This window comes from Kutzneria sp. NPDC052558 (assembly GCF_044547355.1).
Lineage (GTDB): Bacteria > Actinomycetota > Actinomycetes > Mycobacteriales > Pseudonocardiaceae > Kutzneria.
Map to the genome: position 1 here is coordinate 32014 of NZ_JBIUAG010000033.1, position 22789 is coordinate 54802.

A 22789-nucleotide genomic window follows, 5' to 3' on the forward strand; every position below is an offset into this window, starting at 1 on the left:
TCACCTGCCCACTCTTCGCGCGCGGGCCTGGCGGCGCAGTGCGGCCCGACCGGCCACCGGCTCCGGGCCTTCGCTCGCGCCGGACAAATGCGCGGCGAGGGACCGGATCGTCGGGTACGCGAACAGGGTCGCCATCGGCAGCCGCCGGCCCAGCGACCGTTCCAGCCGCTGCTGCACCAGCCCCATCTGCAACGAATGTCCGCCCACCTCGAGGAAGTGGTCGTCCGGGCCGACCGACGGCAGGCCGAGCACCTGCCGCCAGGCCTCGGCGATCAGGTCGTGCTCCGCGGCCGGCTCGGCCGTCGGCGACGCCTCAGGCTCGGGCAGCGCGGCCACGTCCAGTTTTCCCGTGACCGTCAACGGAAGTTCGGCCAGCGGCACGATGACCCGCGGCACCATGTAGTCGGGCAACACATCGCGCAGCGCCCCGGTGTCGGCGTCGCCGCTCGTCACCACATAGCCGACCAGTTCCAGCTCCCCGTGGGGGCCGGCCGGACGGGCGATCACCGCCGCCTGGGCCACGCCCGGCACGTCGGCCAGCCGGCTCTCGACCTCGCCGAGTTCGACCCGGTAGCCGCGGATCTTGACCTGCCGATCGGCCCGGCCGAGGAACGCCAGCGTGCCGTCGGGCAGCCACCGCGCGAGATCACCGGTCCGGTAGGTGCGTTCGCCGTCCAGCACACCGAACTTGGTGTCGTCCTCGCGGCCGTGATAGCCGAGGGCGACATGCTTGCTGCGCACCAGAATCTCCCCCGAGGCGGGGGCGTCCGGACCGACGAGCCGGACCTCCAGCCCCGGCAGGGGCCGGCCGATCGGCAGCGGTCCGTCCTCAGGCGCCGGCCCGGTGATCGGGTTCTGCGCGATGAAGCTGACCTCGGTAGCGCCGTAGCCGTTGACGAACACGCAGTCCGACCCGAAGTGCTGGCGGCACAGGCGGACATCGCGGGCGGTGACGTCCTCGCCGCCGAGCAGCACGACCCGGATGTCGGACAGGCGCCGCTCCCCCAGGCTCGCCACGAGGTACCGGTACACCGTGGGAGTGGAGTGGTAGATGGTCACCCCGCGGTCGGCGAGCAGATCGGCGAGCCCGGCCAGGCCGTGCCGGCGGATGTCGATCGGAGCGGCGGCAGCGCCGGACAGCAGCGCGGAATAGGTGTCGGTCACGGACATGTCGAACCCGAACGCCGTCAGCACGCTCGTCCGGTCCGCCGGTGTGATCGCCCGGTTCCGAATGTGGTTGTGGGCGGCGAAAACCACGTTGCGGTGGTTCTGCCAGACGCCCTTCGGCCAGCCGGTGGAGCCCGAGGTGTAGAGCAGGTAGGCGAGATCATCCGGTCCTGCCGGCCCTTCGATGTCCACTTCGGACGCTCCGGCCAGTACTGGATCGATCTCCACCACGCGCCGCGCGGAGGCGGCCAGGGGATGGCCGGGGTCGTCGGTCAGCAGCAGATCCGCGCCGGAATCGCTTAACTGGTAGGCTAATCGACCTTCGGGGAAGGTCGGGTCCAACGGCACGTACGGCCGGCCGGCCAGCAGCACGCCGAGCATACCGGCGATCATGACGCCGCCGTGTCGGCACAACAGGCCCACTGGCCGGTCGCCGCTGTGCCGCCGCACCACCGCCGCGACCGCCGTGGCCCGCGCGGCCAGCTCGCGGTAGGTGAGCACGCCCTCGTCGTCGATCACCGCGGGATTGTCCGGGTGCGCCATGACTTGTCGGGCGAACAGCCCGGTGACGGTGTCGGTCATGCACCAGCCTCCACCGCGGCCGCGATATCCGCCACGGTATCCACAGTGGACGTGTGCTGGAGCGGCTCGTAGTCGGCCGTGGAGTACCAGCCCGAGCCGTGCACAACGATGTCGGCGCCCCGGTCGAGCAAGCCCCGGTCGGCGGCGTTGAACACGCCGGTCATCGCCATTACCAGCGACCATTCGCGCAGCGTGCGGAAGTCCGAGGGCAGGCCGCGCTCGTGCCCGGCCAGCCGGGCCCGGATCTCCGGATACCGCTGCACGCATTCGTGCAGCGACACCACGATCCCGTCGCCGCCGTGCCGGGAGATCAGCGCGTTCATCTCCGGCGACGTGGCCGGCCGCCGGGTGTAGAAGGTCGGGTCCAGCACCTCGGCCGGGTCGTGGGTGACCATCGGGAAGTGCGGGTCGGCGCCGATCTGATGGAACAGGCCGGCCTCGGGATCGACGACGTAGGAAGGGAAATTGCCCCGGTCGAAGCTCCCGTGCCGCAGCGAGAGCACCATGTCCGGGGTGGCCATGTGCTGCACGAGCAGGGTCGCCGGGCGGCTGGCCTCGGTCGCCAGCCCGGCCTTCTCCAGCACCGCCCGGCCGCGGTGGTAGCCCAGCATGCCGAACGCGCTGGACACAGCGTGGGCGTGCACCCGTGGCGTGTCAGTCTTGTCCGTCGGATCGACGGTGTGCTCGAACATCGCGCGTGCGGTGTCGGCCACCAGATAGTTGGGCAGTGCCAAGGAGAACCACAGGTTCAGGCCGTGCTCGCGCTTGAGCCGCTGAGCATGCGTGTCAACGAATTCGCGCCCGAGTTGCTTGACCGTCTCCGCCGGCGTGCCGTCGTGCACCAGCAACGGATTCAGCGCACGCAGGCCGGGATCGGTGGCGAGTCGGCTGGATCGGAGCTTGTCCCGGCAGGCCGCCGGGGCGAGGATCACCACCCGCAGCTGCTCCGGGGCGACCAGGCCGGTGTCGATCGCGCGCAGCACAGCGTCCCGCAGCGCCGTGCCCTTGTTGGCCGAGGTCGGCGAGAAGATCACGATCGGCTCGCCGGTGCGGCGGATGTGCTGCACCGCCCGCGCCACGATCAGCAGCGAGGCAAAGGTTTTGGTGGTGTTGGCGCCGGGATTGCCGGCCAGGTCCAGCAAGGTCAGCCGGTGGCCGCGATAGTCGCCCAGGGGCGACCACGCCGCCGTCGCGGCCGCGGCGAAGGCCCGGAACGCCGCGTCCGGCTCGGGCAGGTCGAAGCCGGGCGCGAAGGCCGCCGGGTCGCGCGTCACCGGCGACGGGTCGTCGACGCACTCGGCCACCGCCTGGGCGATCAGATCGGGAAAGTCGAGCAGCAGGTTGCCGGTCACCGGGTCCGAGATCATCGGTGGCTCTCCGTCCGACGGGCGCTGGGGCGGGCGCGCAGTTCGTCACGCAGCTTGAGCAGCGTGTCCAGGTCCGAGTCGGCCCGCACGCCGTCGCGCGTGGCCGACTTCTCGTTACGGGCGACCGCTTCGGCCTCGCTCAAGCCGCCGGGCAGGCGCAGCGACACCTTGCCGCCGTGGATCCGCACCGGATAGCCGCCGGGCAGTCCGTTCGGCCCGGGCACATGCGTGTCCATCTCGTCCCCGGTGAGCAGTGTGTCCAGCAGTAGCGCCGCCGTGTGCCCGGTGACGCGGTTCGCGGCCGCGCGATCGACCGACCGCTGCGCGGCCAACAACGTTGTGACATCGGCGATCGGCGTCCCGTCCAGCCACGCGAGCGCTTCGTCGGCGACGGTGTCCGGGGCGTGCAGATGGAGGTGGTGAGCCACCAACCGCAACCGGCTCTGGTCCGGCAGCCCGAGCGCCGCCTGCAAGGCCGCCGCCAGTGTCGCCACGTTGCCGACGCCGCAGATCACCGGAATGCCCTGAGCGGCAAGCAGCGGGTTCACGGCGTCCGGGAAACACGCGTTCACCAGCCAGGTTTCCGGGCTCGCCGCCATGATCGCGCGGCCGGTCCTCGCGGCGATGTCCGCGTGCAGCGGCAGGGACAGCCCGAATCCCTCCCGGGCCAGGAGATCCGTCCAGGCCGACGGCCCTTCCCACGGCGACTGCCTCGATGCGCAGACGACAACGCCGTCCGGCCGCCGACTTTCCAGCAACCGGGCCAAATCCTCGTAGCCCGCGTCGTGGAACACCACCGGTGACCGGGCGAGCACGGCGCGTACACCGACCAGCTGACACAGCTGCGCGGCCTTGCCCTGGTCCCGGCCGACCACCAGCACCTCGACCGGTTCCGTTGCCACGCAGGCGAACGCGTCGCACAGCGCGTTCGCGAGCGAGCCGGTGCCGATCACCACGAGGGTGCGCGTGACACGACCCGCCATCACAGCCCCCGTTCCCCTCCGGTGTCGTCGCACGCTATGTGGCCGCCTTGCCCGGGAGCCAGGGACGGACCCGGGAAGCAACCGGGAAGAATTCCCGGCCGAGTAGGGGCCTCCCACCACGAGGCCGGGACGGTAAATGCGTGGCGGGCGGCCGCCGGCGCCGGCAGACTGCGGCGGTGCTGCCGCAACTGCTTCGACCTCGGGCCCTCAAGCCTGGGGACCTCGTCGTCATCGCCTCGCTGTCCGGGCCGCTGCACGCCGAGTACGAGCCCGATCTCGACGAGGCGATGGCCGTGCTCGCCCGGATGGGCTTCCGCGTGCGCCGGGCGCCCCTGCTCGAGGCCGGGCGGAGCCACTGGTGGAGCGCCGCCACGCCGGCCGAGATCGTCAGCGAGTTCAACGCCCTGCTGCGTGATCCCGAGGTCCGGGCGATCATCGCCCACGACGGCGGCCAGACGGCGTTCGGCTACGTCGACCTGATCGACTTCGACGCGGTCGTGGCCGATCCCAAGCCCATCCTCGGCTACAGCGACATCTCACTGCTGCATCTCGTGCTCTACGCGCGCACCGGCCTCGTCGGTTTCCATGCCGACCTCGCCACCCGTGGGCTCGGCATGCACTGGTCCGCCTCCTCCCCCGCGCGCCAGGCCCAACTGGCCGACCTCTACACCCGGCTGCTGACCTCTCCCACGCCCATCGGCCCGCTGCCCACCAGTCCGTCCTGGGAGTGCTGGCGCCACGGCCGCGCCGAGGGCCGGCTCATCGGCGGGGTGATCAACCGCATCGTCTTCAACCAGGCCACCCGTTTTGCCCTCCCCCTCGACCAGTTCGAGGGCGCCGTCCTGTTCTGGGAGGAAATGGGCGGTCTGTCGGCATACGTGTGGAGCTATCTGCACGTGCTGCGCCACGCCGGCATCCTCGACCGCATCGCCGGCATGGTCGTCGGCGTCCCGTACGCCATCGACGGCCTCGACTCGCCCACCCTCCCCGAGATCGTCCTCGACGTCCTCGGCCCCCGCGACATCCCCGTCCTCGGCAACGTCGACTTCGGCCACGCCGGCCCCAACCTCCCCATGCCCACCGGCATCCGCGTCGCCCTCGACGCCCAGCAGCGCACCCTGTCCCTGCTCGAACCGGCCGTACGGTAGCCCGATGGACCGCATCCGCGACCTCGCCGCGCTGGACACCTGGCTCGACGAGCGCGACGGCTTCGAGGACGGCCTCCTGCTCGACGCCGCCCGCTCCGACTCCGGGGCCGTCACCCTCAGGCTGGAGCAGACCGTCCATCTGGGACTGCGGCCGGGCGATGTCGAGGTGGTCGAGGTGCACGAACTGGTCGCCGATGCGCCCTTCGCGTTCGAACCTCCGACCGCGCGTCTCGGCCCAGCGGTGTCGGCCTCGCCGCGCTACGGCCGGATGGCGATCGAGATCGACGGCTCGGTGGTGTTGGTGGCCAACGAGTTCACCGTCCGCCACGTCGACACCGTGCACCGTCGGACCGAGCCCTACACCGGCGACGAGCTCACCGTGGCCTCCCCCGACGCCCGGGATGGCCGCTTCTGGTCCCGCCACGTCGGCGAACTCCTGGGCGCACCGGTCGTCTGGCGGCTCATCGGGGGTCCCGAGCCCCGGGCGGTGGATCAGGACATCGACGGCTGCTTCCTCCAGGCGCGGGACCGGCTCGCGACCACCGACCATGGTGTGTTCTGCATGCTGCACCGGGACGGCAGCGTCACCATGCGGCGCGAGCACGACGCCGACATCGCCCTGTGGCAGGCGGTCCGCATGACCGCCGGCCGCTTCGACCGCATCCGCTCCGGCAACTGCGTGTTCACGTCGGCCGACTGGAACGCGTACCTGGCCACCGGCGTCTTCCCGCCCGACGAGCGACTCCGACTGGCATGCTCTGGCGGTGACCAGTGACGTGACCAGCCGGTGGGACGGGCCGTGGTACCGGGTCCGCACCGGGCAGTTCGAAGCGAGCTTCCTCGCCGGCGATGACGATCTCGACGAGGTCTGCGACGTCGACGCCGAGGTTCGCCGACCCGACGGCTCGCGGTGGAGTGCGACCATCTTCACCGTGGCCGAGGTCGAGCGCCTGCTGGCTGGCTGGGCCGACAGCGGGGAATGCCTTGGCGGGCGGTACTTCTGGTGTCCGGACGGGCTGATCGTGCGCGAGCCCGGGATCGACGGGATGGTGCGGGTGATCGCCCATCTGCACGACTCGGGCGCGTTTCCCGAGGTGTTCCGGCGACTCGAGGACTGAGGATATCGTCACGGCATGGCGGACGTTCGCGGTTTCCGGCGGGCATGCCACGCGGCGGCGGATGCGACCGGGGACTGACTGGCGGCCCGAAAGCCTGGGCGAAGCGCTCTTCAACTACTGGGACTGAACCCACATGGCGGATTCCGGATCACCGGGCCCGAACGGGCGGCAGGTCGAGGGGCTCTGGGTGGTGGAGGCGGGGACGGGGCCGGCGGTGGTGTTGTGCCACGGGTTTCCGGGACTGGCCTACAGCTGGCGGCGGCAGCTGCCGGTGTTGGCGGAGCACGGGTTCAGGGCGGTCGCGCCGGATATGCGGGGGTACGGAGGGAGCCGACGGCCGGGGGACGCGGGGGCGTATGACCGGCGGAGCACGGTGGCGGACATGATCGGGTTGCTTGACGCGCTGGGCATCGAGGAGGCGGTGTTCGTCGGACACGACTTCGGGGCGGCGCTGGCGTGGGATCTGCCGCAGTGGGCGCCGGGGCGGGTGCGGGGCCTGGTGGTGCTGAGCGTGCCCCGGCCGGCGGCGAGCCCGGTGCGGCCGACGGAGGCGTACGAAGCGGTGGCGGCGCGGCATTTCTTCCACATGCACTACTTCCAGCGCCCGGGGGTGGCCGAGAGGGAACTGGACGCGAACCCGGAAGCGTTCCTGCGCAAGGTGTTCTGGGCGTTGAGCGGAGGCGGCGACTACCGGGCGGTCTATCGGAGCCGGAGTGAGGGAAACGGTTACCTGGACGCGCTTCCGGCGGCGCCGCCGCTGCCGTGGCCATGGCTGCCGGCGGAGGAGTTCGCGGTCTACGTGGACATCTTCGCCCGCACGGGATTCACCGGCGGCCTGAACTGGTACCGGGCGGCCGACCGCATCTGGCGGGAGAAGCTGGCCCGCCCCGACGAGCCGGTCACGGTGCCCACCCTCTACATCACCGGCGACCGCGACCCGGTGCAGCTGATGCTCGGCGAATCGGCGGTGCGGGCCATGCGGGCGACGGTGCCGGGCCTGCGGGGCGTGCACGTGCTGCCCGGCATCGGCCACTTCGTCCAGATGGAGGCGACGGACGAGGTGAACCGGCTGCTGCTCGGGTTTCTCCGCGACCTCGGCTGATCACCCCGGCTTGGCCACAACGGCTCGGACGTAGGCGCTGGCCTGCGGAAATACGTCGGTGGATCCGGCTCAGCTGGCGCGGACCGCGTTGGCCGAGTTCTCGGAGGCGTCGGACTCGTCGGCGCGCTGCACGTAGTCCTGGCGGGCGGCCTCGATGTCACCGATGTGCCCGTACGCCCACTGCCGCACGACGTCCATCGTGCTGGACAGGCTCGCGCCGAGCTCGGTCAGGGTGTACTCGACGGTGACCGGCACGGTCGGGTAGACGGTCCGCTCGATCAGGCCGTCGGACTCCATGCCGCGCAGGGTCTGGGTGAGCATCTTCTGGGACACGCCCTCGATCCGGCCGCGCAGCTCGGAGAACCGCAGCGTGCCCTCCTCGAGCGACAGGATCACCATCATGGTCCACTTGTTGGCGATCCGGTCGATGACCTGCCGGGTCGGGCAGGCAGCCTTCATCATGTTCCACCGCACAGCCCGTTGTTCAGCCATGGCCACCATGGTAGTCAGCGGCGCCCGGACACGGACCCACCTCGCGCATTCTTAACCGGCCGCGGAAGTGACTCACGTCACTGGCTGGTGCGACCCGGCGGCTGGACCGGCTGGGTTTCCTCGCGGTTCCCTCACCACCCGGGAGTGCCGTCTTCCGGGCCCGCGGCCTGCGCTCCTACGGTCGAGAACGCCGTTACACATCGTGTCGAGGAGCCCACTGTGAAAGCCCTCCTGCCCACCGGCGACCCGGAGAAGCTGGTCCACTTCCAGGAACGCCCCGAGCCCGCGCCGCAGCCCGACGAGGCCGTGATCGCGGTGGAGGCGTTCTCGGTCAACCGTGGCGAGATGTTCCTGCTGATGCGCCCGAAGGAGGGGCTGCTGCCGGGCAAGGACATCGCCGGCCGCGTGGTGGTCGCCGCCGCCGACGGCTCGGGTCCGGCCGTGGGCACAAGGGTCGTCGCCCACCCGCCGAAGGCCGGCTGGGCCGAACGGGCGACGGTCCGCACGTCGTCGATCGCGGAACTGCCCGACGAGGTCTCCTTCGAGACCGCCGCGGCGCTCCCGCTCGCCGGCCTGACCGCGATCCGCCTGCTGCGCACGGCCGGCAGCATCGTGGGCAAGCGGATCCTGATCACCGGCGCCTCCGGCGGTGTCGGCCACTACTTCGTCGAGCTCGCGCACGCCTCGGGCGCCGAGGTCACCGCGGTCAGCGGCTCCGCGGAACGCGGTGAGCGGCTGACGGCGCTGGGAGCGGCCGAGGTCGTGCACGACGTCGCGGACGCCACCGGCCGGTACGACATCGTGCTGGAGTCGGTGGGCGCCGAGTCGGCCCCGCAGGCGCTGGCCAAGTTGCGCAAGCGCGGCCAGTTCATCTGGTTCGGCCAGGCCAGCCGCGAGCCGGCGACGTTCAGCTTCTTCGGCTTCTTCGCCGGCCCGGAGTCGGCGACCGTCCGGCACTTCCACTACGCCGACAGCGACGAGCCGGACGGCGTCGACCTGGCGACCCTGGTCCGCCTGGTGCACACCGACCGGCTGCACCCGGAGATCGGCCGCGCCGAGGACTGGTCGCTGACCTCCGCGATCCTCACCGACCTGCGCGAACGCCGCATCCGGGGCAAGGCCGTGCTCCGAGTCGGTCAGTGAGCGATGGACTTCCGCTACGACAGCGTCACCGAGGACCTGCGCGACCGGCTGCTGGCGTTCATGGACGAGCGCGTCCATCCGGCGGAGACGCTGTTCGCCGAGCAGTACGACCACACCGCCCCCTGGGCGCGGCTGCCGGTGATCGACGAGCTCAAGCAGGACGCCCGTGAGCGCGGGCTGTGGAACCTGTTCCTGCCGCACCACGAGCTCGGCGCCGGCCTGACCAACCTCCAGTACGCGCCGCTGGCCGAGATCACCGGCCGCAGCCCGAGTCTGGCCCCCGAGGCCCTGAACTGCTCGGCCCCGGACACCGGCAACATGGAGTTGCTGGCGCTGGTCGGCACGGACGTCCAGCGCAAGCGGTGGCTGGGTCCGTTGCTGGACGGGGAGATCCGGTCGGCGTTCTGCATGACCGAGCCGGACGTGGCCTCGTCCGACGCCACCAACATCGCCACCCGCATCGAGCGGGACGGCGACGAGTACGTGGTCAACGGCCGCAAGTGGTGGTCGTCCGGGGCGCTCAGTCCGCTCTGCGAGCTGCTGGTGGTGATGGGCAAGACCGATCCGGGCGCGTCACGGCACCGCCAGCAGAGCATGATCCTGGTCCCTCTGGACACTCCCGGCGTGCACGTCAGGCGGGGAATGACGTTGTACGGCTACGACCACGGCCCGCACGGCGGTCACGCCGAGATCGAGTTCACCGACGTCCGGGTGCCGGTGGACAACCTGCTGGGCGCCGAGGGCGACGGCTTCGCCAACGCGCAGGCCCGCCTCGGTCCCGGTCGCATCCACCACGCCATGCGCCTGATCGGCATGGCCGAGCGGGCGTTCGACCTGATGTGCGCCCGCGCCCACAACCGCACGCCGTTCGGCAAGCCCCTCGCGGAGCAGGGCGTCGTGCGGGAGTGGATCGCCGAGGCGCGGGTGCGGATCGAGCAGGCCCGGCTGCTGGTGCTCAAGACGGCCTGGCTGATGGACACCGTGGGCAACAAGGGCGCGCACACCGAGATCCAGGCGATCAAGATCGTCACGCCGTCGATGGCCGAGTGGGTGATCGACAAGGCGATCCAGACCCACGGCGCCGGCGGCGTGAGCCAGGACTTCCCGCTGGCCGAACTGTGGGCGCACGCCCGCACGCTGCGGTTCGCCGACGGCCCCGACGAGGTGCACCGCCGATCGCTGGCCCGCAACGAGCTCAAACGCTATCGCTGAAACACCACCGGGCCGGCACACAGGGTGTGCCGGCCCGGTGGTGTTCGGAGTTCAGATCGCCGTGTAACCGCCGTCCACCGCCAGGGTGGCGCCGGTGACGTAGGAACTGGCGTCACTGGCCAGGAACAGCAGGGCGCCGTCCAACTCCCGCTGGTCGCCCGGCCGTCCCATCGGGATCCGACGGGTGATCCAGTTGCGGCCCTTCTCGTCGTCGAGCATCGACGCGGTCATCTCCGAACGGAACCACCCGGGGCACAGGGCGTTGACCCTGATCCCCTCCCGCGCCCACTGCGCGGCCAACTCCCTGGTCAGGTTGACCACACCGCCCTTGCTGGCCGCGTAGGCGGCCTGCGGCAGGCTGCCGCTGGCGACCAGGCCGTAGATCGACGCCACGTTGACGATCGACGCGCCGCCGGACATCACCCGGCTCGCCGCCTGGCAGAGCGCGAAGGTGGACGTCAGGTTCACCGCGACCGCGTCGGCGAAGCCGTCGACGGACTCGTCCCGGGCCGGGACCACCGTGGACACGCCGGCGTTGTTGACCAGGACGTCGATCCGTCCGAACTCGGCCACCGCGGTGCTGACCAGCTCACGGCGGTCCTGTTCGGACACGACGTCGCACTGGACCACGATGCTGCCGGGGCAGCGCTGAGCGACGTCCTTCAGCTTGTCGGCGCGGCGGGCCGCGAGCACGACCCGGGCGCCGCGCAGCGCCAGCAGCTCGGCGAACCGACTGCCGATGCCGCTGGACGCCCCGGTGACCACGGCCACCTTGTCCCGCACCGAGAACAGATCGCTGAGCACTCAGACCACCTCGACGACGGCGGCGGACCAGGTGAACCCGGCGCCGGCGCTGATCAGCAGGAACAGCTCGCCCTCGGACCACGGGTCCGCGGCGAGCAGGTCGGCCAGGTTGGCCACGGCGTCGCCCGCGCCCAGGTGCCCGGTGGCCGTGCCCAGGTCGAACACGGTCGCCGGGGTGATCTCGTCGATCGCCGGCCGGTAGACCTCGTCCAGTCCGTTGCGGGACAGCCGGGGCAGGGCGACCCCCGCGACCATGGTCTCGGCGACGTCGGCCAATGCCTTGGTCAGCACCGTGACCAGGGCGTCGTGGGCGATCTTGGCCAGGTCCACCCGCCGCGGGCTCTCGTTGAACTGCCTCTTGGTCAGCCCCGGCCGCAGGGTCTGCGATCCGCTGACGGGCGCGGCGGTGAACGGGAGGTCGCCGCGGTGCATGGCCTCCAGCTGCGCCGCCGCCACGGTTTCGGTTGCCAGCAGACGAACCGAACGCCCGTGCGGCACGCGGTCGATGACGACAGCTGTGGCGCCGTCGCCGTAGCAGACGCCGAGATCACCGCCCCAGCGGTCGAATCCCGGCGGCGCGAACCGATCCGCGGTCGTCACCAGCACCGGGCCGAGGCTGGGATCCGCGACCAGTTCCCGCGCGGCCGTCTCGACCGCGGCCATGCCGCCGTTGCACATCTGCTGGATGCCCATGGGAACCGCGTTGACGGCGCCGATCCTGGACGCCACGTAGTGCGCCGGCGACCAGAAGTCATGGCCCTGGAAGTACGTCCACGCGTGGAACACCCGGTCCAGTTCTGTCGCGGCGACACCGGAGTCGGCCAGCGCGGTGAGCGCGGCCCGCTCGGCGAGCTCGACGGGCGCGAGCTCGGTCGCGGTCAACGCCGTGTAGCCGTACTTCTCGGCGACCTCGGCCTTGATGCTGCCGGCGGCCACGGCGTCGGCGACGGGTTCGGACCGTTCGCCGAGCCGTGCGGTGGGCGCGCTGAGGTACAGCGGCTGCCGGTATCTCATTCGCCCCGCCGAGAAACCGTGCTGCCCAAGGTGATCGTCATGTCGGCGGCGATCTCGCCCCCCTGCGCGAACCGCACCGTGATCGGGTCGGTCATGGCGGCTCCCGCCTGTGCGGTGACCGTGATCGGGCTGTCCAGCTCGGCGAACCGGGCGTAGGTCGCGGTCAGGCCGGTGAGCACCGTCTTGCTGGACGCGTGCCCGTACAGCTCACCGGCCAGCAGCGTGCCGGCCTGGCGGGCGGCCTCCATCATCACCGGACCGGGCACATGGTCGTGGGCGTGGTCGAACATGCCGGGGTTGGACACCGGCACCCGCAGGCCGGCGACCAACGCCGATTGCTCGACGCGCGGCGCGAGCAGGACGACGTTGTCGGAGTCGCACCGGCCGACGAGGTAGGGCGCGACCCTGGACACCGGCTCGGTGTCGATCAGCGCATCGGACTGCGGCGGCCTGCTGTCGCGGTAGGTCATGCGCAGTGCCTCGTAGCGTTCGGGATCCTTCTGCGCGGTGTCCACTGTGACCGTCCCGATGAGACGGTCACCGAGCCTGACGTCCACGGAGTGCACGACCCTGGTTGTCACGCCGTCGCGCTCCTTGTGCGTGACGACAGTCCCGAACAGGTCCAGGTCATAGCCGTCGACGACGAGCGCGAGCGGGTCGGCGATGTCGAGACCGCAGGTGGCGGTGATCGACTTCATCGTGGCCGGCGCGTCGTGGTGCAGGTGCAGCGCGCACAACAGCATCTGCCGCACACACTCGAACACCGCGAGCGGGTCGTGCGTCGCCGGGTGGTTGGTGTGGTCGTTGTAGTACGCGTGGGAACGCGGAAGTCGTGCCGTGGCGAGGAAACCGCCGTCCGGCACGGACCGGAAGTCGGTCAGGAAGACCTCCTCCAACGCGACGCGGTGCACCAGGCCCTTGGCGATGGTGCGGTCGGTGCTCAGGCGTTCGGTGGCGATCGTGGTCATTGTCTCCCCCAGGTCATCATTCGACGGGCGCCAGCGCGAGCAGATCCTCGATCTCCTCGGCGGCCTTCGCGGTGTCGGTGAACAGCACGGCGTTCCAGCCGGCCGCCCGCGCGCCCTCGCAGTTGACCGCGAGGTCGTCCACGAGCACGCACTCGTGCGGCTGGCGGCCGGCACGCCGCGCGGCCAGCTCGTAGATCGCCTGCTCCGGCTTGCGGCAACCGGAGTCGTGCGACACCACGACCGCGTCGAACAGGTCCTCGGACACCATCCGCCGCCACTGCGGCTCCCAGGCCGGCGGCATGTTGGACAACATGCCCACGAACACCCCGCGCTGGCGGGCGGTGCGCAGGTAGGCCACCCACGCCCGGTTCGCCGGCCGGCCGTGGAACCAGTTCTCGCCGAAGTCGCTGAGGTCGGCGATGACGCCGTACTGCTCGGACAGCACGTCCTCGACCTGCTTGGCCCAGGTCTGCTCGTCGACCAGGGGGATGTCCAGCGGCCCCATGGAGTCGGTGCCGTAGGAGCGGCCGACCTCCTTCATGGCCTCCTTCAACGCGTGTTCCGGCACGCCGAACCGGTCGGAGAAGCTGCGGAAGGTCTCGGCGACCGGCGGGGTGAGCACGCCGCCGAAGTCGGTCCAGATCGCCATTCCCTGGCGGAAGTCACTCATCTCGTCCGTCCTTTCAGGATCGTCGCGCCATCGGTGAGCACCGGCCGCAGGGCTCGCACGAGCGCCTCGGGGCGGTCGGCGGGCGCGACGGCGAGGATGTGGCCGTCCGGGCGCACGAGCAGCGCCTTGGCCGGGCCGAGCAGCGAAGCGAGTCGGCCGGCGGGCAACTGCTTGACCGGCAGGGTGTACGGCAGCGTCGCCGGCACGTTCTCCGCGCCGGGGCTGAGCACGAGCGTCGGCAGTGGGCTCGCCCCGCACTCGTCGGCCAGGTACGGCAGCCGGCCGCCGACCCGGATCGCCGGGTAGCGCAACAGCTTCCACCACGCCAACGCGGGTCCGTAGTGCAGGTCGGTCTGACAGAACAGCGGGGTCGCCAGCCGTTGCAGCACACCGGTCAGCGCGGCCGCACGGGCGAGCAGGTCGCGCACGAGAACCTTGGCGGGGTCGGTGATCAGGCCCCACCTCGTCTGCTTGTCCGTGACCGCGCTGACCCGGCGCACGGCCTCGTGCCGTTCCTCGTGGTAGCTGTCCAGGATCCGTTCGCGCAGCTGGCCGTTGACGACACCGGCCAGCTTCCAGCCGAGGTTGACGGCATCGTGGATGCCGGTGTTCAGCCCCTGTCCGCCTGCGGGGCTGACCACGTGGGCGGCGTCCCCGGCGAGGAAGACCCGCCCGGCGCGGAACCGGTCGGCCGTGGCGCACCGCACCTGGAACAGCGCGCTCCACTTCGGCTCCCCGACCGTGCCCATGCCGCCGGCACGATCGTTGAGCGCGGCCTGGAACAACTCCCGGTCCGGCTGTTGCCCATCCTTCACGTTGACGGCGAACCGAAAGACGCCGTCACCGAGCGGGCCGACGCCGATGGCGCCCTTGGCCGAGTAGCAGTAGTGCAGATACCGCTGGTCGACCGGGCCGGCGACGGGCGCGTCGGCGATCGCGAAGGTCATGTTCGGGGTGTGCACCGTGTACTCTATGCCCACCAGCTTGCGCACGGTGCTGTGCGCGCCGTCCGCGCCGACCACCCACGACACGACCGCCTTCTCGACCGGACCGTCCTTCGTGGCCAGTGTGACGGTCACGCCGTCGTCGTCCTGCGACAGATCGGTGAGCTCCGCGCCCCACTCGATCACGCCGCCCAGTTCGGCGTAGCGGGCCTGGAGGAAACGTTCGGTCTCCCACTGCGGGAGCATCAGCACGTGGTTGTACCGACTGTCCGGCAGCTGCGAGACGGTCACCGAGCCGAGCACGGAACCGTTGGAATGGAAGCGAACCCCGTCCAGCTGGTGACCGGCGGCCACCATCTCGTCGGCGATGCCCAGCCCGGCGAGCAGTTCCAGGGTCCGCGGCCAGACGATGATCGCCTTGGACTGGGCGACCGGGGTCCGGGACCGGTCGATCACACGGACCGGCACGCCCCGACGGGCCAACTCGCAGGCCGCCACCAGCCCGACCGGGCCGGCGCCCACCACGAGCACAGGATTGTCCACTGTGGTCACGGTCGCCTCGCTCACAGCCGGAACACCAGGCCGCCGTAGTACCAACCCGAACCGACCGCGGTCGACAGCACCAGGTCGCCCGCGCGCAGCACGCCGGACTCGGTGAACTCCGACAGCGAGATCGGGATGGACGCGCAGCCGGTGTTGCCGCGCTCGGCGAAGTTGGTCAGGAACTTCTCCACGGGCAGGTCCAGCCCGTCCCGCACGCCCTTGTGGATGGCGTCGTTGCCGGGGTGGGGCACCAGCCAGTCCACATCGGACACCTTGATCTGGTTGCGCTGCAACAGGTTGTCGGCAACCGAAAGGCTGGACCGGACGGCCAGGTCGATCAGCTCCGGCTTGGGCCGCAGCCAGCCGTCGCGAGCGGCGACGGTGTCGGCCTCCGACGCGTCGCAGCCGAGCACCGAGTCCCACAGGCCGGCCGGCTCCTGCTCGCCCTTCTCCAGCACGACCGCGCCGGCGGCGTCACCGAAGACCAACTGTCCACGGGTGCCCACCCGGGCGCGCCGGGTGAACCGGTCGGCGGCGACGACCACACAGCGCTGCCACGCCTGGTTGGCCACCAGCATCGACGCGGCGACCTGCACGCCGTGCACGAAACCCGTGCAGGCGCCGCAGACATCGAACGCCAGCGCCCGTGTGGCGCCCATGCTCGCGGCGACCGCCGGGCCGAGTTCGGGGATCCACTGCCGATCGGTCCAGTTCGCGACCACGACCAGGTCGAGTTCGCCGGCCTCGCGACCGGCCTTCGCCAACGCGTTGGTCGCGGCCCGGGTGGCCATGAACTCCACCGTCTCGTCCTCGTCGGCCCGGTGCAGACCGCGCACGCCCAGGCCGTCGACGTCGGCCTGGGTGTAGGTGCGGCCGCCGATCGTCACCTCGCCCTCGTGCACGATTTTCGTGCGCGGGTAGTAGTGGCCGATGCCGGTGAATTTCAGGCCGCTGCCGACCCAGGTCTGTCCCTGCATGGGTATGGGGCTCCTCATCAGAGTTGTTCTCAGCGGTAGCGACCGTCGGGGTCGAGCGCGCGCAGTGCGGCGAGCTCGTCGGCGGTGATCGGTTTCTCGACGGTGATGTCATCGACCAGCGGCTGCCACGCGGTGTTCGCGGCGACCGCCTCGGTTGCCAGCCGGGTCAGGGCATCGGGTTGGTCCGGCACCTGCTCGCCGTCGTCGGGCAGCCAGTTCGTCAGCCGGAAACCCATGTCCGCACGGACGAATCGGCCGAACTGGCTGACCACCTCGATCACCCGGTCGCCAGGACTCGTCCGGTAGTGGACCGTCGGCACGAACCGGCGCGGCGACGCCGAGGCGATCACGACGCAGTCGGTGCTGGACGCGATGTCGTTGGCGCCGCCGGAACCGGTGAGCCACCGGCCACTGCCGGACAGACTGGTGTTGATCGTGCCGCTCTCGTCGATCTCGGCGGCACCGAGCACGCCGAGCGCCCTCGGGTTGGCCGACACCATGCCGCCGAGGATCTCGGTGACCCCGCCCAGCGCCTCGGCCCGCGCGGCGTGCCGGAGGCTGAACAGGAAGACGTCGCCGGCCTCGGGCGTGAACCCGTACGCGCCGAGCTCCGCGGTGATCTTCACGTCGTGGCCGTCGTGCTGGAGCATGCCGGCGGCCAGCCAGGCGGCCATGTGCGAGGACCCGATACCGGCCAGCAGCGTGTCGTACCCGCCGGACCGGACGCGTTCGGCGACGGCTCGCGCACCCAGCACGATCAGGCGCTCCTGCTGTGTCGGCGGCTCGTCGACACAGATCTGCCTGCGTGGCAACGGCTTCGGATTCGTCAGGGCTTCGATGCGCTCGCTGCCGAGCTTGTCGAGGTAGCCGGCGTGCGAACCGACCCCGGTGACCCACTCCGCGTACCACTCCCGGCCGCGTTCGTCGGCGCCGCAGCGGTTCACGATCTCCTCGATGAACGCGTAGTCCTCGAGGTAGCCCGCCACACCGTCCACATCGGACGCTCGCAGCGACTGCGGGTGCGCACCCAGCGGCGCCTCGCACAGGCCGAGGACCCGCTGGCCGGGAATGACCACGCGGTCGGACATCGCGCGCACCTCCTCGGTCGACACGATCCGTTCCACCGAGGCCAGCACACCCCGCTTGGCGGCGTAGGCCGCGTACGGCCCCTCCCCCAGCGGCGCGAACAACACGATGTTGCCCGCGTCGTCGGCGCACGCCCCGTGCACCAGCGTCAGGTCCGGCCGCAACGCGCTGACCAGCGTGACCTCGCGCTCGGGATCGGCGGGATCGGGCACCCGGACGAGGTCGTTCCCCTTGCCCACGGCCAGATCCGTGCCGGCGAGCGAGCCGGTGACCGCGTAGGGCGCCCCCATCGCGCCGGCCATCAGGCGCTGGACGTAGCTGAGCAGCGACCACGCCTCGAAGGTGAACGGCTCCCCCTGCGCCAGCCGCGCGTAGAGGGGGTTCGGCCGGGGTGACGGGTAGGTGTCGCCGACGAAGCCGGCGATCATCCGGTCCACCGCGCCGGCGATCGTCAGCGCGTGCGCGCTGGTGTGCACGGCGGTGGTGCTGATCGTGAAGTGGCCGGTGTCGCCGAAGACCCGGCACAGCGCGTAGGTCAGCGCGTTCGGGCGGGACTGCGTCGCCGCCAGGTGCAGGTGCTCGCCGGGCCGGACGAAGTGCCGGACCAGGTCGTCGACGTCGGCTGCCATGATCGGTCTCATGCCGCCGCCCCCAGCGCGACCACCGAGGTCTGGCTGCCGAACGCGAACGACAGGGACACCGCGAGATCCAGGTCGGCCTCCCGCACGCCCTCCGCGACGTGGTCGTGGTCGCACTCGGGGTCGGGGCTGTTCAGGTTGATCGTCGGCGCGATGCGCTGGTGGTGCAGCATCAGGCTGGTCGCGGCCACGTTGATGATGCCGGCGATGCCGAAGGTGTGGCCGTAGATCGGCTTGTTGGAGCTGATCGGCGGCAGCTGGCCGGGCGAGCGGTCCTGGTACAGGGCTCTGAGGGCTCGGGACTCGGCGAGGTCGTTGTACCGGGTCGCGGTCCCGTGCGAGCAGAAGTAGTCGACCTCGCCCGCGGTGCGGCCGGCGTCGTCGAGCACGTCGGAGATCACGCCCGCGGTGACCTTGCCCGTCAGGTCCATCGTGGTCGGGTGGTCGGCCTCGTTGAACGAGCGATGTCCGAGCACGGTGGCGTAGACGCGGGCGCCCCGCCGCAGGGCGTGCGACCGGCGCTCCAGGCACAGCACCACGGAGCCCTCGCCGAGCGCGAAACCCTCGCGGTCGCTGTTGTACGGCCGCACCGCGTTCGCGGGGTCGTCGCGTTCACCCGACAGCACTCCCTTGCCCAGCGCCAGATAGCACTTGGCGACCTCGGGCAGGATCGGGAACTCGTGCCCGCCGACCAGCACGGCGTCGCTGGCCCCGGCGCGCAGCTCGCGCAACGCGATGCCGATCGCCTGGTGACCGCCGACGCACGCGTTGCTGACCGTGGTGACCAGCCCCTGTGCGCCGGTGTGGATCGCCGACAGCGACGCCGGGCAGCCGGGCAGGCCGCGGAACATCGCGCCCTTGTCGGCGAAGGCCCCCTTGTCCTCGCCGCGGATCGCGGCGGTCCACCAGGACAGGGGGCCGCGGGAGGAGGACAGCACCACACTGAGCCGTCGGGGGTCCACATCGGACTGGAGCAGGCCGGCGTCGCGGCGGGCCTGTTCGACCGCGGACATCGTGATCAGCACCTCGCGGGAGTACTTGCGAGCGTGCGCGTCGGCGAGCGTCGGCAGGTGCGCCCGGTGCTCGAACCCGGTGATCTCGGCGGCCGCGTGCACCGGTAGCCCCTCGAACCTGGTCAGCGCACCGACCTGGGAACGACCACCGGAGACATTGGTCCAGAACTGCTCAACGGTCGTGGTGTTCGGCAGCATCACGCCGATTCCCGTCACGACAGCGGGATCATTGTCCACCATAGTTGAGAGACTAGTGAAAACACCGGAACTTCCGTAGTACGGGCAGTACCGATCCCTCCTTCCGTTCGGTACCGCGAGTACGCCCACATATTCCGGATACACCGAGAGCCCGTTCGTCGAAAACGAACGGGCCGGTGTCACCGAATGTGTCAGGAAACGTCGTTGCGGCTGCCGTCCGCGTTGATCGCCGACCACCACAGCGACGATGTGGTGAGCCCGTCGCCGAGGATCACGCCGCGGCCCTCGACGATCTTGCCGTTCTCCCAGCGCAGGATGTGGGCGGCGTCGACCTCCAGCCGGTCGTACGGGGACGTGCTGTCGGCCGGCGCGCCGGCGCGGGTCGCCCAGTTCTTGTTGATGTCCACCGAGTAGCCGGCGGTGGCGTTCACGAGCACCACGACATTCTCGGCCCGGTAGCTGCCGTCGGAGAACCTGCCGACCGTGCCGAGAAAGCCCAGAAAAGCGTCCAGCCCCTCATACCAGCCGGCGTGCGCGTGGTTTCCGGGGATTTCGAACCGGACGTCGGCGTCCCAGTACTCCAGCATCTTCCCACGGTCGCCGGAGCCGAGCGCCTCGAATGCGAGACCCACCCGGTCGACGGTCAGTTCGGTCATCGTCTTCCTCCACTGATGTTGGCTGCGGACATGGCGTCCAGTCCGCGACTGACGAGTTCGGGCACGGCGGCGCCGACGCTCTCGAAGCCGGCGCCGGCCGCCATGCCCTGGATCTGCCGGCGGTGGACACCTTCGAGGATCACCGCGATCCGGTAGTAGCCGAAGGCCAGGTACCAGCCCAGGCCGTCGACCGGCCGGCCGCACCGCCGCGCGTACCGGGCGATCAGGTCGTCCCGGCCGGGCCAGCCGGGCCTGCTGCCCGGCGAGGGTGGCACGGTCAGGCCGAGGCCGGCGAACCCGTCCCAGTACATGCAGAACGTGCCGAGGTCGGCGAGCGGGTCGCCGAGCGTGGCCAGCTCCCAGTCCAGCACCGCGGCGACCTCGCCCGAGGGCGTCAGCAGCACGTTGTCGATGCGGTAGTCGCCGTGCACGAGCGTGGCGGGACCGGATTCCGGTCGCCGGCGGGCCAGTTCCGTTGCCAGCTCGTCGATTCCGGGCAACTCGCGGGTGCGGGAAGCCGCCAGCTGTCGGGCCCAGCGACGCAGCTGACGGTCCAGGTAGCCGTCCGGCCGGCCGAAGTCCGCCAGCCCGATCTCCTGCCACGACAAGGAATGCAGGTCGGCCAGCGTGTCGATGAGCGCGTGCCCGACGCGGACGCCGTCCTGGCCGGACAGGCCCGCGAGATCGGCGTCGGTCCGGTAGACCGCGCCCGGCGCCTTGGCCATGACGTAGAACGGCGCCCCGAGCACAGCGGTGTCGTCGCAGTACGCGAGCAGCGCCGGCACCGGGACCGGCGAGTCGGTCAACGCCGCCATGGCCCTGAATTCGCGACCCATGTCGTGCGCGGTCGCGAGGACGTGCCCCAGCGGCGGCCGGCGCAGCACCACCGAGGTGACACCGTCGGCGATCTCGACAGTCAGGTTGGACCGGCCGCCGGTGATCTCACGGGCCGTGGCGGTCGCCGCGTCCAGGCCGGGGACGTGCTCGGCGAGCCAGGGCCGCAGCCGGTCGACGTCGAGGACGGACATCAGGCCGGCTCGCTCAGGGTGAGACCGCCGTCCACCACGACCGTCTGGCCGGTGATCCAGCTGGCGTCGTCGGAGGCCAGGTAGGCGACCGCGCCGGCGATGTCGTCGGGTTCGCCGAGACGCCGCAGCGGATAGCCGCCGGCGACCTCGGCTTCCTTGCCCTCGTACAGCTTCGCGGCGAAGCGGGTGCGCACGACCGCCGGGGCCACCGCGTTGACGCGGACCGACGGGGACAGCTCGATCGCCAACTGCTCGGTCAGGCGGATCAGCGCCGCCTTGCTCACGCCGTACGCGCCGATGCCGCGGATCGGTCGCAGGCCGGCCAGCGCCGCGATGTTGACCACGCAGCCGCCGTTGGCGCCCAGCCACGCCTTGTGCGCCCGACGGACCAGGCCGATCGGCGCCAGCAGGTTGACCTCGAAGACCTTGCGCACCGCGTCGTCGTCGAGTTCGAGCACCGGGCCGTACACCGGGTTGACCGCGGAATTGTTGACCACGACATCCAGCCGGCCGAACTCGTCGAGAACTCTGGTGACAACCTCGTCCTGGTGCGCGGGGTCCGCCGCGTTGCCCGCAACGGCAAGAACTCTGCCCGAAGAGGCGAATTCGGCGACGGCCCGGGCCAGCGGTTCCGCGCCCCTGGCCGTCACGCAGACGCTCGCGCCTTCCGCGACCAGTCTGCTGGCGACCGCGAGGCCGATTCCGCGACTCGCCCCGGTGACAAGGGCGACTCGCCCCGTGAACCTGTTCATCGATGTCCTGCCTGATTTGGAATCGCGGAAAGGCAAAGGTCCAACCGCGTTTCGCGACCGTTGTCGCACGCTCCGCGACGACAATGACCCTAAGTGGCGCCGGGATACCACGACAGTGACCACCGGTACCAAGTTTGCCCCCTGACCAGGACCGACAGTACTGACCCAAGGGTCGATTACGCCGTCCGCCGCAGTTCCCGTGACCAATCCGAGGCGGGGCCTAACCCCTGAAAGTAAATATGTCCTTACCTTGTGACAGGGTTCACACGCTATTTGATACCACAACAGTGCGACCCTCTATAGAGTCAAGCGCACAACTAAAGACGCGTCGTTGTTGCCGATTACCGAGAGCGTTCACGACCCGCAGTGACACCCTCGGCAAGGCACATGGGGAAGCGGCGCGAAGATCCTTTTAGTTAAATATGGGGGAGTACCGATGGACACTTTTCCACCTTATTTACAATCCCTTAACACGATTCTCGTCGTCGACCCCTTCCCAATGGTTCAGGCGACCCTGCGGGACCTGCTGCTGCGGAGCGGGACCGCCGCCTCGGTGCAGTGCGTGAACACCGCCGACGCGGCGCTCGCCCGGTGCTCGGACGGCCAGGTCGACCTGGTCATCACCGATGTCGACCTGACGGCGCGGCGGGACGGGATCCGCCTGTGTCAGAAGGCCAAGGCGCTGCCGTCGCCCCCGCTGGTGCTGGTGCTGTCCAGCTCGAACGACCCCGACATCGTCGCCGAGTGCATCTCCAGCAGAGCGGACAGCTTCGTGCACCGGACAGCCGACCTGAAACTCGTGCTGTCCGCGATCGAGACCGTCGTGGACTCCCAGCCGATCTGGTTCCTCGGCGCGAACCTGCGGGACCGGACGGCCACCGACAGCGAGTTCTCCGCGATCGTGGCCAACCTGACGGTTCGGGAACGGGAGATCCTGTCGCTGGTGCTGATGCGGTTCTCCAACGACGAGATCGCCACCCGGCTGTGCCTGGCCCGCCAGACCGTGAAGAACTACGTCAGCGGTGTGCTGCAGAAGCTGGACTTCGCCAGCAGGGCGGAGCTGTTCGCGAGTCCGTTCGGCGCCAAGTACGTCGACGTCGTGCACCGGCTGGTGTCGGCGTCCAACTCGTTCGCCGGCTGACCCCCGGACGTGCGAGCCCTCGTGTCCACGGCGGACACGAGGG

General features: G+C 70.6%; 22 protein-coding genes. 7 read left to right on the forward strand and 15 right to left on the reverse strand.

What is annotated here, in order from left to right:
* The 3 genes from ACIG5F_RS39560 to ACIG5F_RS39570 are packed head-to-tail and all read right to left on the reverse strand — an operon-like array spanning position 1 to position 4099.
* A complete protein-coding gene (locus tag ACIG5F_RS39560) occupies positions 1-1749 on the reverse strand; it encodes an amino acid adenylation domain-containing protein (RefSeq protein ID WP_396525208.1) in 1749 nt (582 codons plus the stop codon).
* The gene (locus ACIG5F_RS39565) at positions 1746-3116 is read right to left on the reverse strand and encodes a DUF6002 family protein (RefSeq protein ID WP_396525209.1); all 1371 of its coding nucleotides are present in this window, start codon (positions 3114-3116) and stop codon (positions 1746-1748) included. Before ACIG5F_RS39565 ends, ACIG5F_RS39560 begins: the two co-directional genes overlap by 4 nt.
* Positions 3113-4099, reverse strand: coding sequence for a hypothetical protein (locus ACIG5F_RS39570; RefSeq protein WP_396525210.1), 987 nt, complete (start codon positions 4097-4099; stop codon positions 3113-3115). Before ACIG5F_RS39570 ends, ACIG5F_RS39565 begins: the two co-directional genes overlap by 4 nt.
* 176 nt (positions 4100-4275) lie before the next feature.
* On the opposite strand from ACIG5F_RS39570, the gene ACIG5F_RS39575 reads away from it, so the two are divergent.
* The 4 genes from ACIG5F_RS39575 to ACIG5F_RS39590 all read left to right on the forward strand — a co-directional run bounded on the left by ACIG5F_RS39575 (position 4276) and on the right by ACIG5F_RS39590 (position 7467).
* Complete coding sequence (locus tag ACIG5F_RS39575; protein ID WP_396525211.1) at positions 4276-5247, forward strand: LD-carboxypeptidase; 972 nt, start codon at positions 4276-4278, stop codon at positions 5245-5247.
* Between the two features lie 4 nt (positions 5248-5251).
* The gene (locus ACIG5F_RS39580; protein ID WP_396525212.1) at positions 5252-6022 is read left to right on the forward strand and encodes a hypothetical protein; all 771 of its coding nucleotides are present in this window, start codon (positions 5252-5254) and stop codon (positions 6020-6022) included.
* Positions 6012-6365, forward strand: coding sequence for a hypothetical protein (locus ACIG5F_RS39585; RefSeq protein ID WP_396525213.1), 354 nt, complete (start codon positions 6012-6014; stop codon positions 6363-6365). The genes ACIG5F_RS39580 and ACIG5F_RS39585 overlap by 11 nt, the downstream gene beginning before the upstream one ends.
* Positions 6366-6498: 133 nt before the next feature.
* Complete coding sequence (locus tag ACIG5F_RS39590) at positions 6499-7467, forward strand: alpha/beta fold hydrolase (RefSeq protein WP_396525214.1); 969 nt, start codon at positions 6499-6501, stop codon at positions 7465-7467.
* A 69-nt stretch (positions 7468-7536) separates the two neighbouring features.
* On the opposite strand, the gene ACIG5F_RS39595 is transcribed toward ACIG5F_RS39590, so the two are convergent.
* The gene (locus ACIG5F_RS39595; protein WP_396525216.1) at positions 7537-7959 is read right to left on the reverse strand and encodes a winged helix-turn-helix transcriptional regulator; all 423 of its coding nucleotides are present in this window, start codon (positions 7957-7959) and stop codon (positions 7537-7539) included.
* A 219-nt stretch (positions 7960-8178) separates the two neighbouring features.
* Between ACIG5F_RS39595 and ACIG5F_RS39600 the strand changes: the two genes are divergently transcribed.
* Together ACIG5F_RS39600 and ACIG5F_RS39605 are read left to right on the forward strand one after the other, a co-directional pair.
* A complete protein-coding gene (locus ACIG5F_RS39600) occupies positions 8179-9102 on the forward strand; it encodes a zinc-binding dehydrogenase (RefSeq protein ID WP_396525218.1) in 924 nt (307 codons plus the stop codon).
* A gap of 3 nt (positions 9103-9105) precedes the next feature.
* The gene (locus tag ACIG5F_RS39605) at positions 9106-10314 is read left to right on the forward strand and encodes an acyl-CoA dehydrogenase family protein (RefSeq protein WP_396525219.1); all 1209 of its coding nucleotides are present in this window, start codon (positions 9106-9108) and stop codon (positions 10312-10314) included.
* Positions 10315-10365: 51 nt separating this feature from the next.
* Here ACIG5F_RS39605 and ACIG5F_RS39610 read toward each other — a convergent pair whose 3' ends face one another.
* From ACIG5F_RS39610 to ACIG5F_RS39660, 11 genes are all read right to left on the reverse strand, one after another.
* Positions 10366-11118 (reverse strand): SDR family NAD(P)-dependent oxidoreductase, encoded by a 753-nt coding sequence (locus tag ACIG5F_RS39610; protein ID WP_396525220.1) that lies wholly within the window; start codon positions 11116-11118, stop codon positions 10366-10368.
* Entirely contained in the window at positions 11119-12132 is a 1014-nt protein-coding gene (locus ACIG5F_RS39615; protein ID WP_396525221.1) for a ketoacyl-ACP synthase III family protein, read from the reverse strand. It abuts the gene before it with no gap.
* Positions 12129-13100 carry an AfsA-related hotdog domain-containing protein gene (locus tag ACIG5F_RS39620; protein WP_396525223.1) on the reverse strand — a complete coding sequence of 324 codons (972 nt, stop codon included), beginning with the start codon at positions 13098-13100 and terminating at the stop codon, positions 12129-12131. The genes ACIG5F_RS39615 and ACIG5F_RS39620 overlap by 4 nt, the downstream gene beginning before the upstream one ends.
* A 16-nt stretch (positions 13101-13116) precedes the next feature.
* On the reverse strand, positions 13117-13770 hold the full coding sequence (locus ACIG5F_RS39625) for an HAD family hydrolase (RefSeq protein WP_396525224.1): 654 nt from the start codon (positions 13768-13770) through the stop codon (positions 13117-13119).
* Positions 13767-15281, reverse strand: a complete 1515-nt coding sequence (locus ACIG5F_RS39630) for an FAD-dependent monooxygenase (protein ID WP_396525226.1) — start codon at positions 15279-15281, stop codon at positions 13767-13769. The genes ACIG5F_RS39625 and ACIG5F_RS39630 overlap by 4 nt, the downstream gene beginning before the upstream one ends.
* Positions 15278-16234 carry a ketoacyl-ACP synthase III gene (locus ACIG5F_RS39635; RefSeq protein ID WP_396525227.1) on the reverse strand — a complete coding sequence of 319 codons (957 nt, stop codon included), beginning with the start codon at positions 16232-16234 and terminating at the stop codon, positions 15278-15280. The genes ACIG5F_RS39630 and ACIG5F_RS39635 overlap by 4 nt, the downstream gene beginning before the upstream one ends.
* 29 nt (positions 16235-16263) lie before the next feature.
* Positions 16264-17949, reverse strand: coding sequence for a CoA-transferase (locus ACIG5F_RS39640; protein ID WP_396525228.1), 1686 nt, complete (start codon positions 17947-17949; stop codon positions 16264-16266).
* A gap of 8 nt (positions 17950-17957) precedes the next feature.
* Positions 17958-19211, reverse strand: a complete 1254-nt coding sequence (locus ACIG5F_RS39645; protein WP_396525229.1) for a beta-ketoacyl-[acyl-carrier-protein] synthase family protein — start codon at positions 19209-19211, stop codon at positions 17958-17960.
* A gap of 149 nt (positions 19212-19360) precedes the next feature.
* Positions 19361-19825, reverse strand: coding sequence for a nuclear transport factor 2 family protein (locus ACIG5F_RS39650; protein ID WP_396525230.1), 465 nt, complete (start codon positions 19823-19825; stop codon positions 19361-19363).
* On the reverse strand, positions 19822-20853 hold the full coding sequence (locus tag ACIG5F_RS39655; RefSeq protein WP_396525231.1) for a phosphotransferase family protein: 1032 nt from the start codon (positions 20851-20853) through the stop codon (positions 19822-19824). The genes ACIG5F_RS39650 and ACIG5F_RS39655 overlap by 4 nt, the downstream gene beginning before the upstream one ends.
* On the reverse strand, positions 20853-21605 hold the full coding sequence (locus tag ACIG5F_RS39660) for an SDR family oxidoreductase (protein ID WP_396525232.1): 753 nt from the start codon (positions 21603-21605) through the stop codon (positions 20853-20855). The genes ACIG5F_RS39655 and ACIG5F_RS39660 overlap by 1 nt, the downstream gene beginning before the upstream one ends.
* A gap of 436 nt (positions 21606-22041) precedes the next feature.
* Here ACIG5F_RS39660 and ACIG5F_RS39665 point away from each other — a divergent pair, with 436 nt between their 5' ends.
* Entirely contained in the window at positions 22042-22746 is a 705-nt protein-coding gene (locus ACIG5F_RS39665) for a response regulator (protein ID WP_396525233.1), read from the forward strand.
* Positions 22747-22789 lie beyond the last annotated feature (43 nt).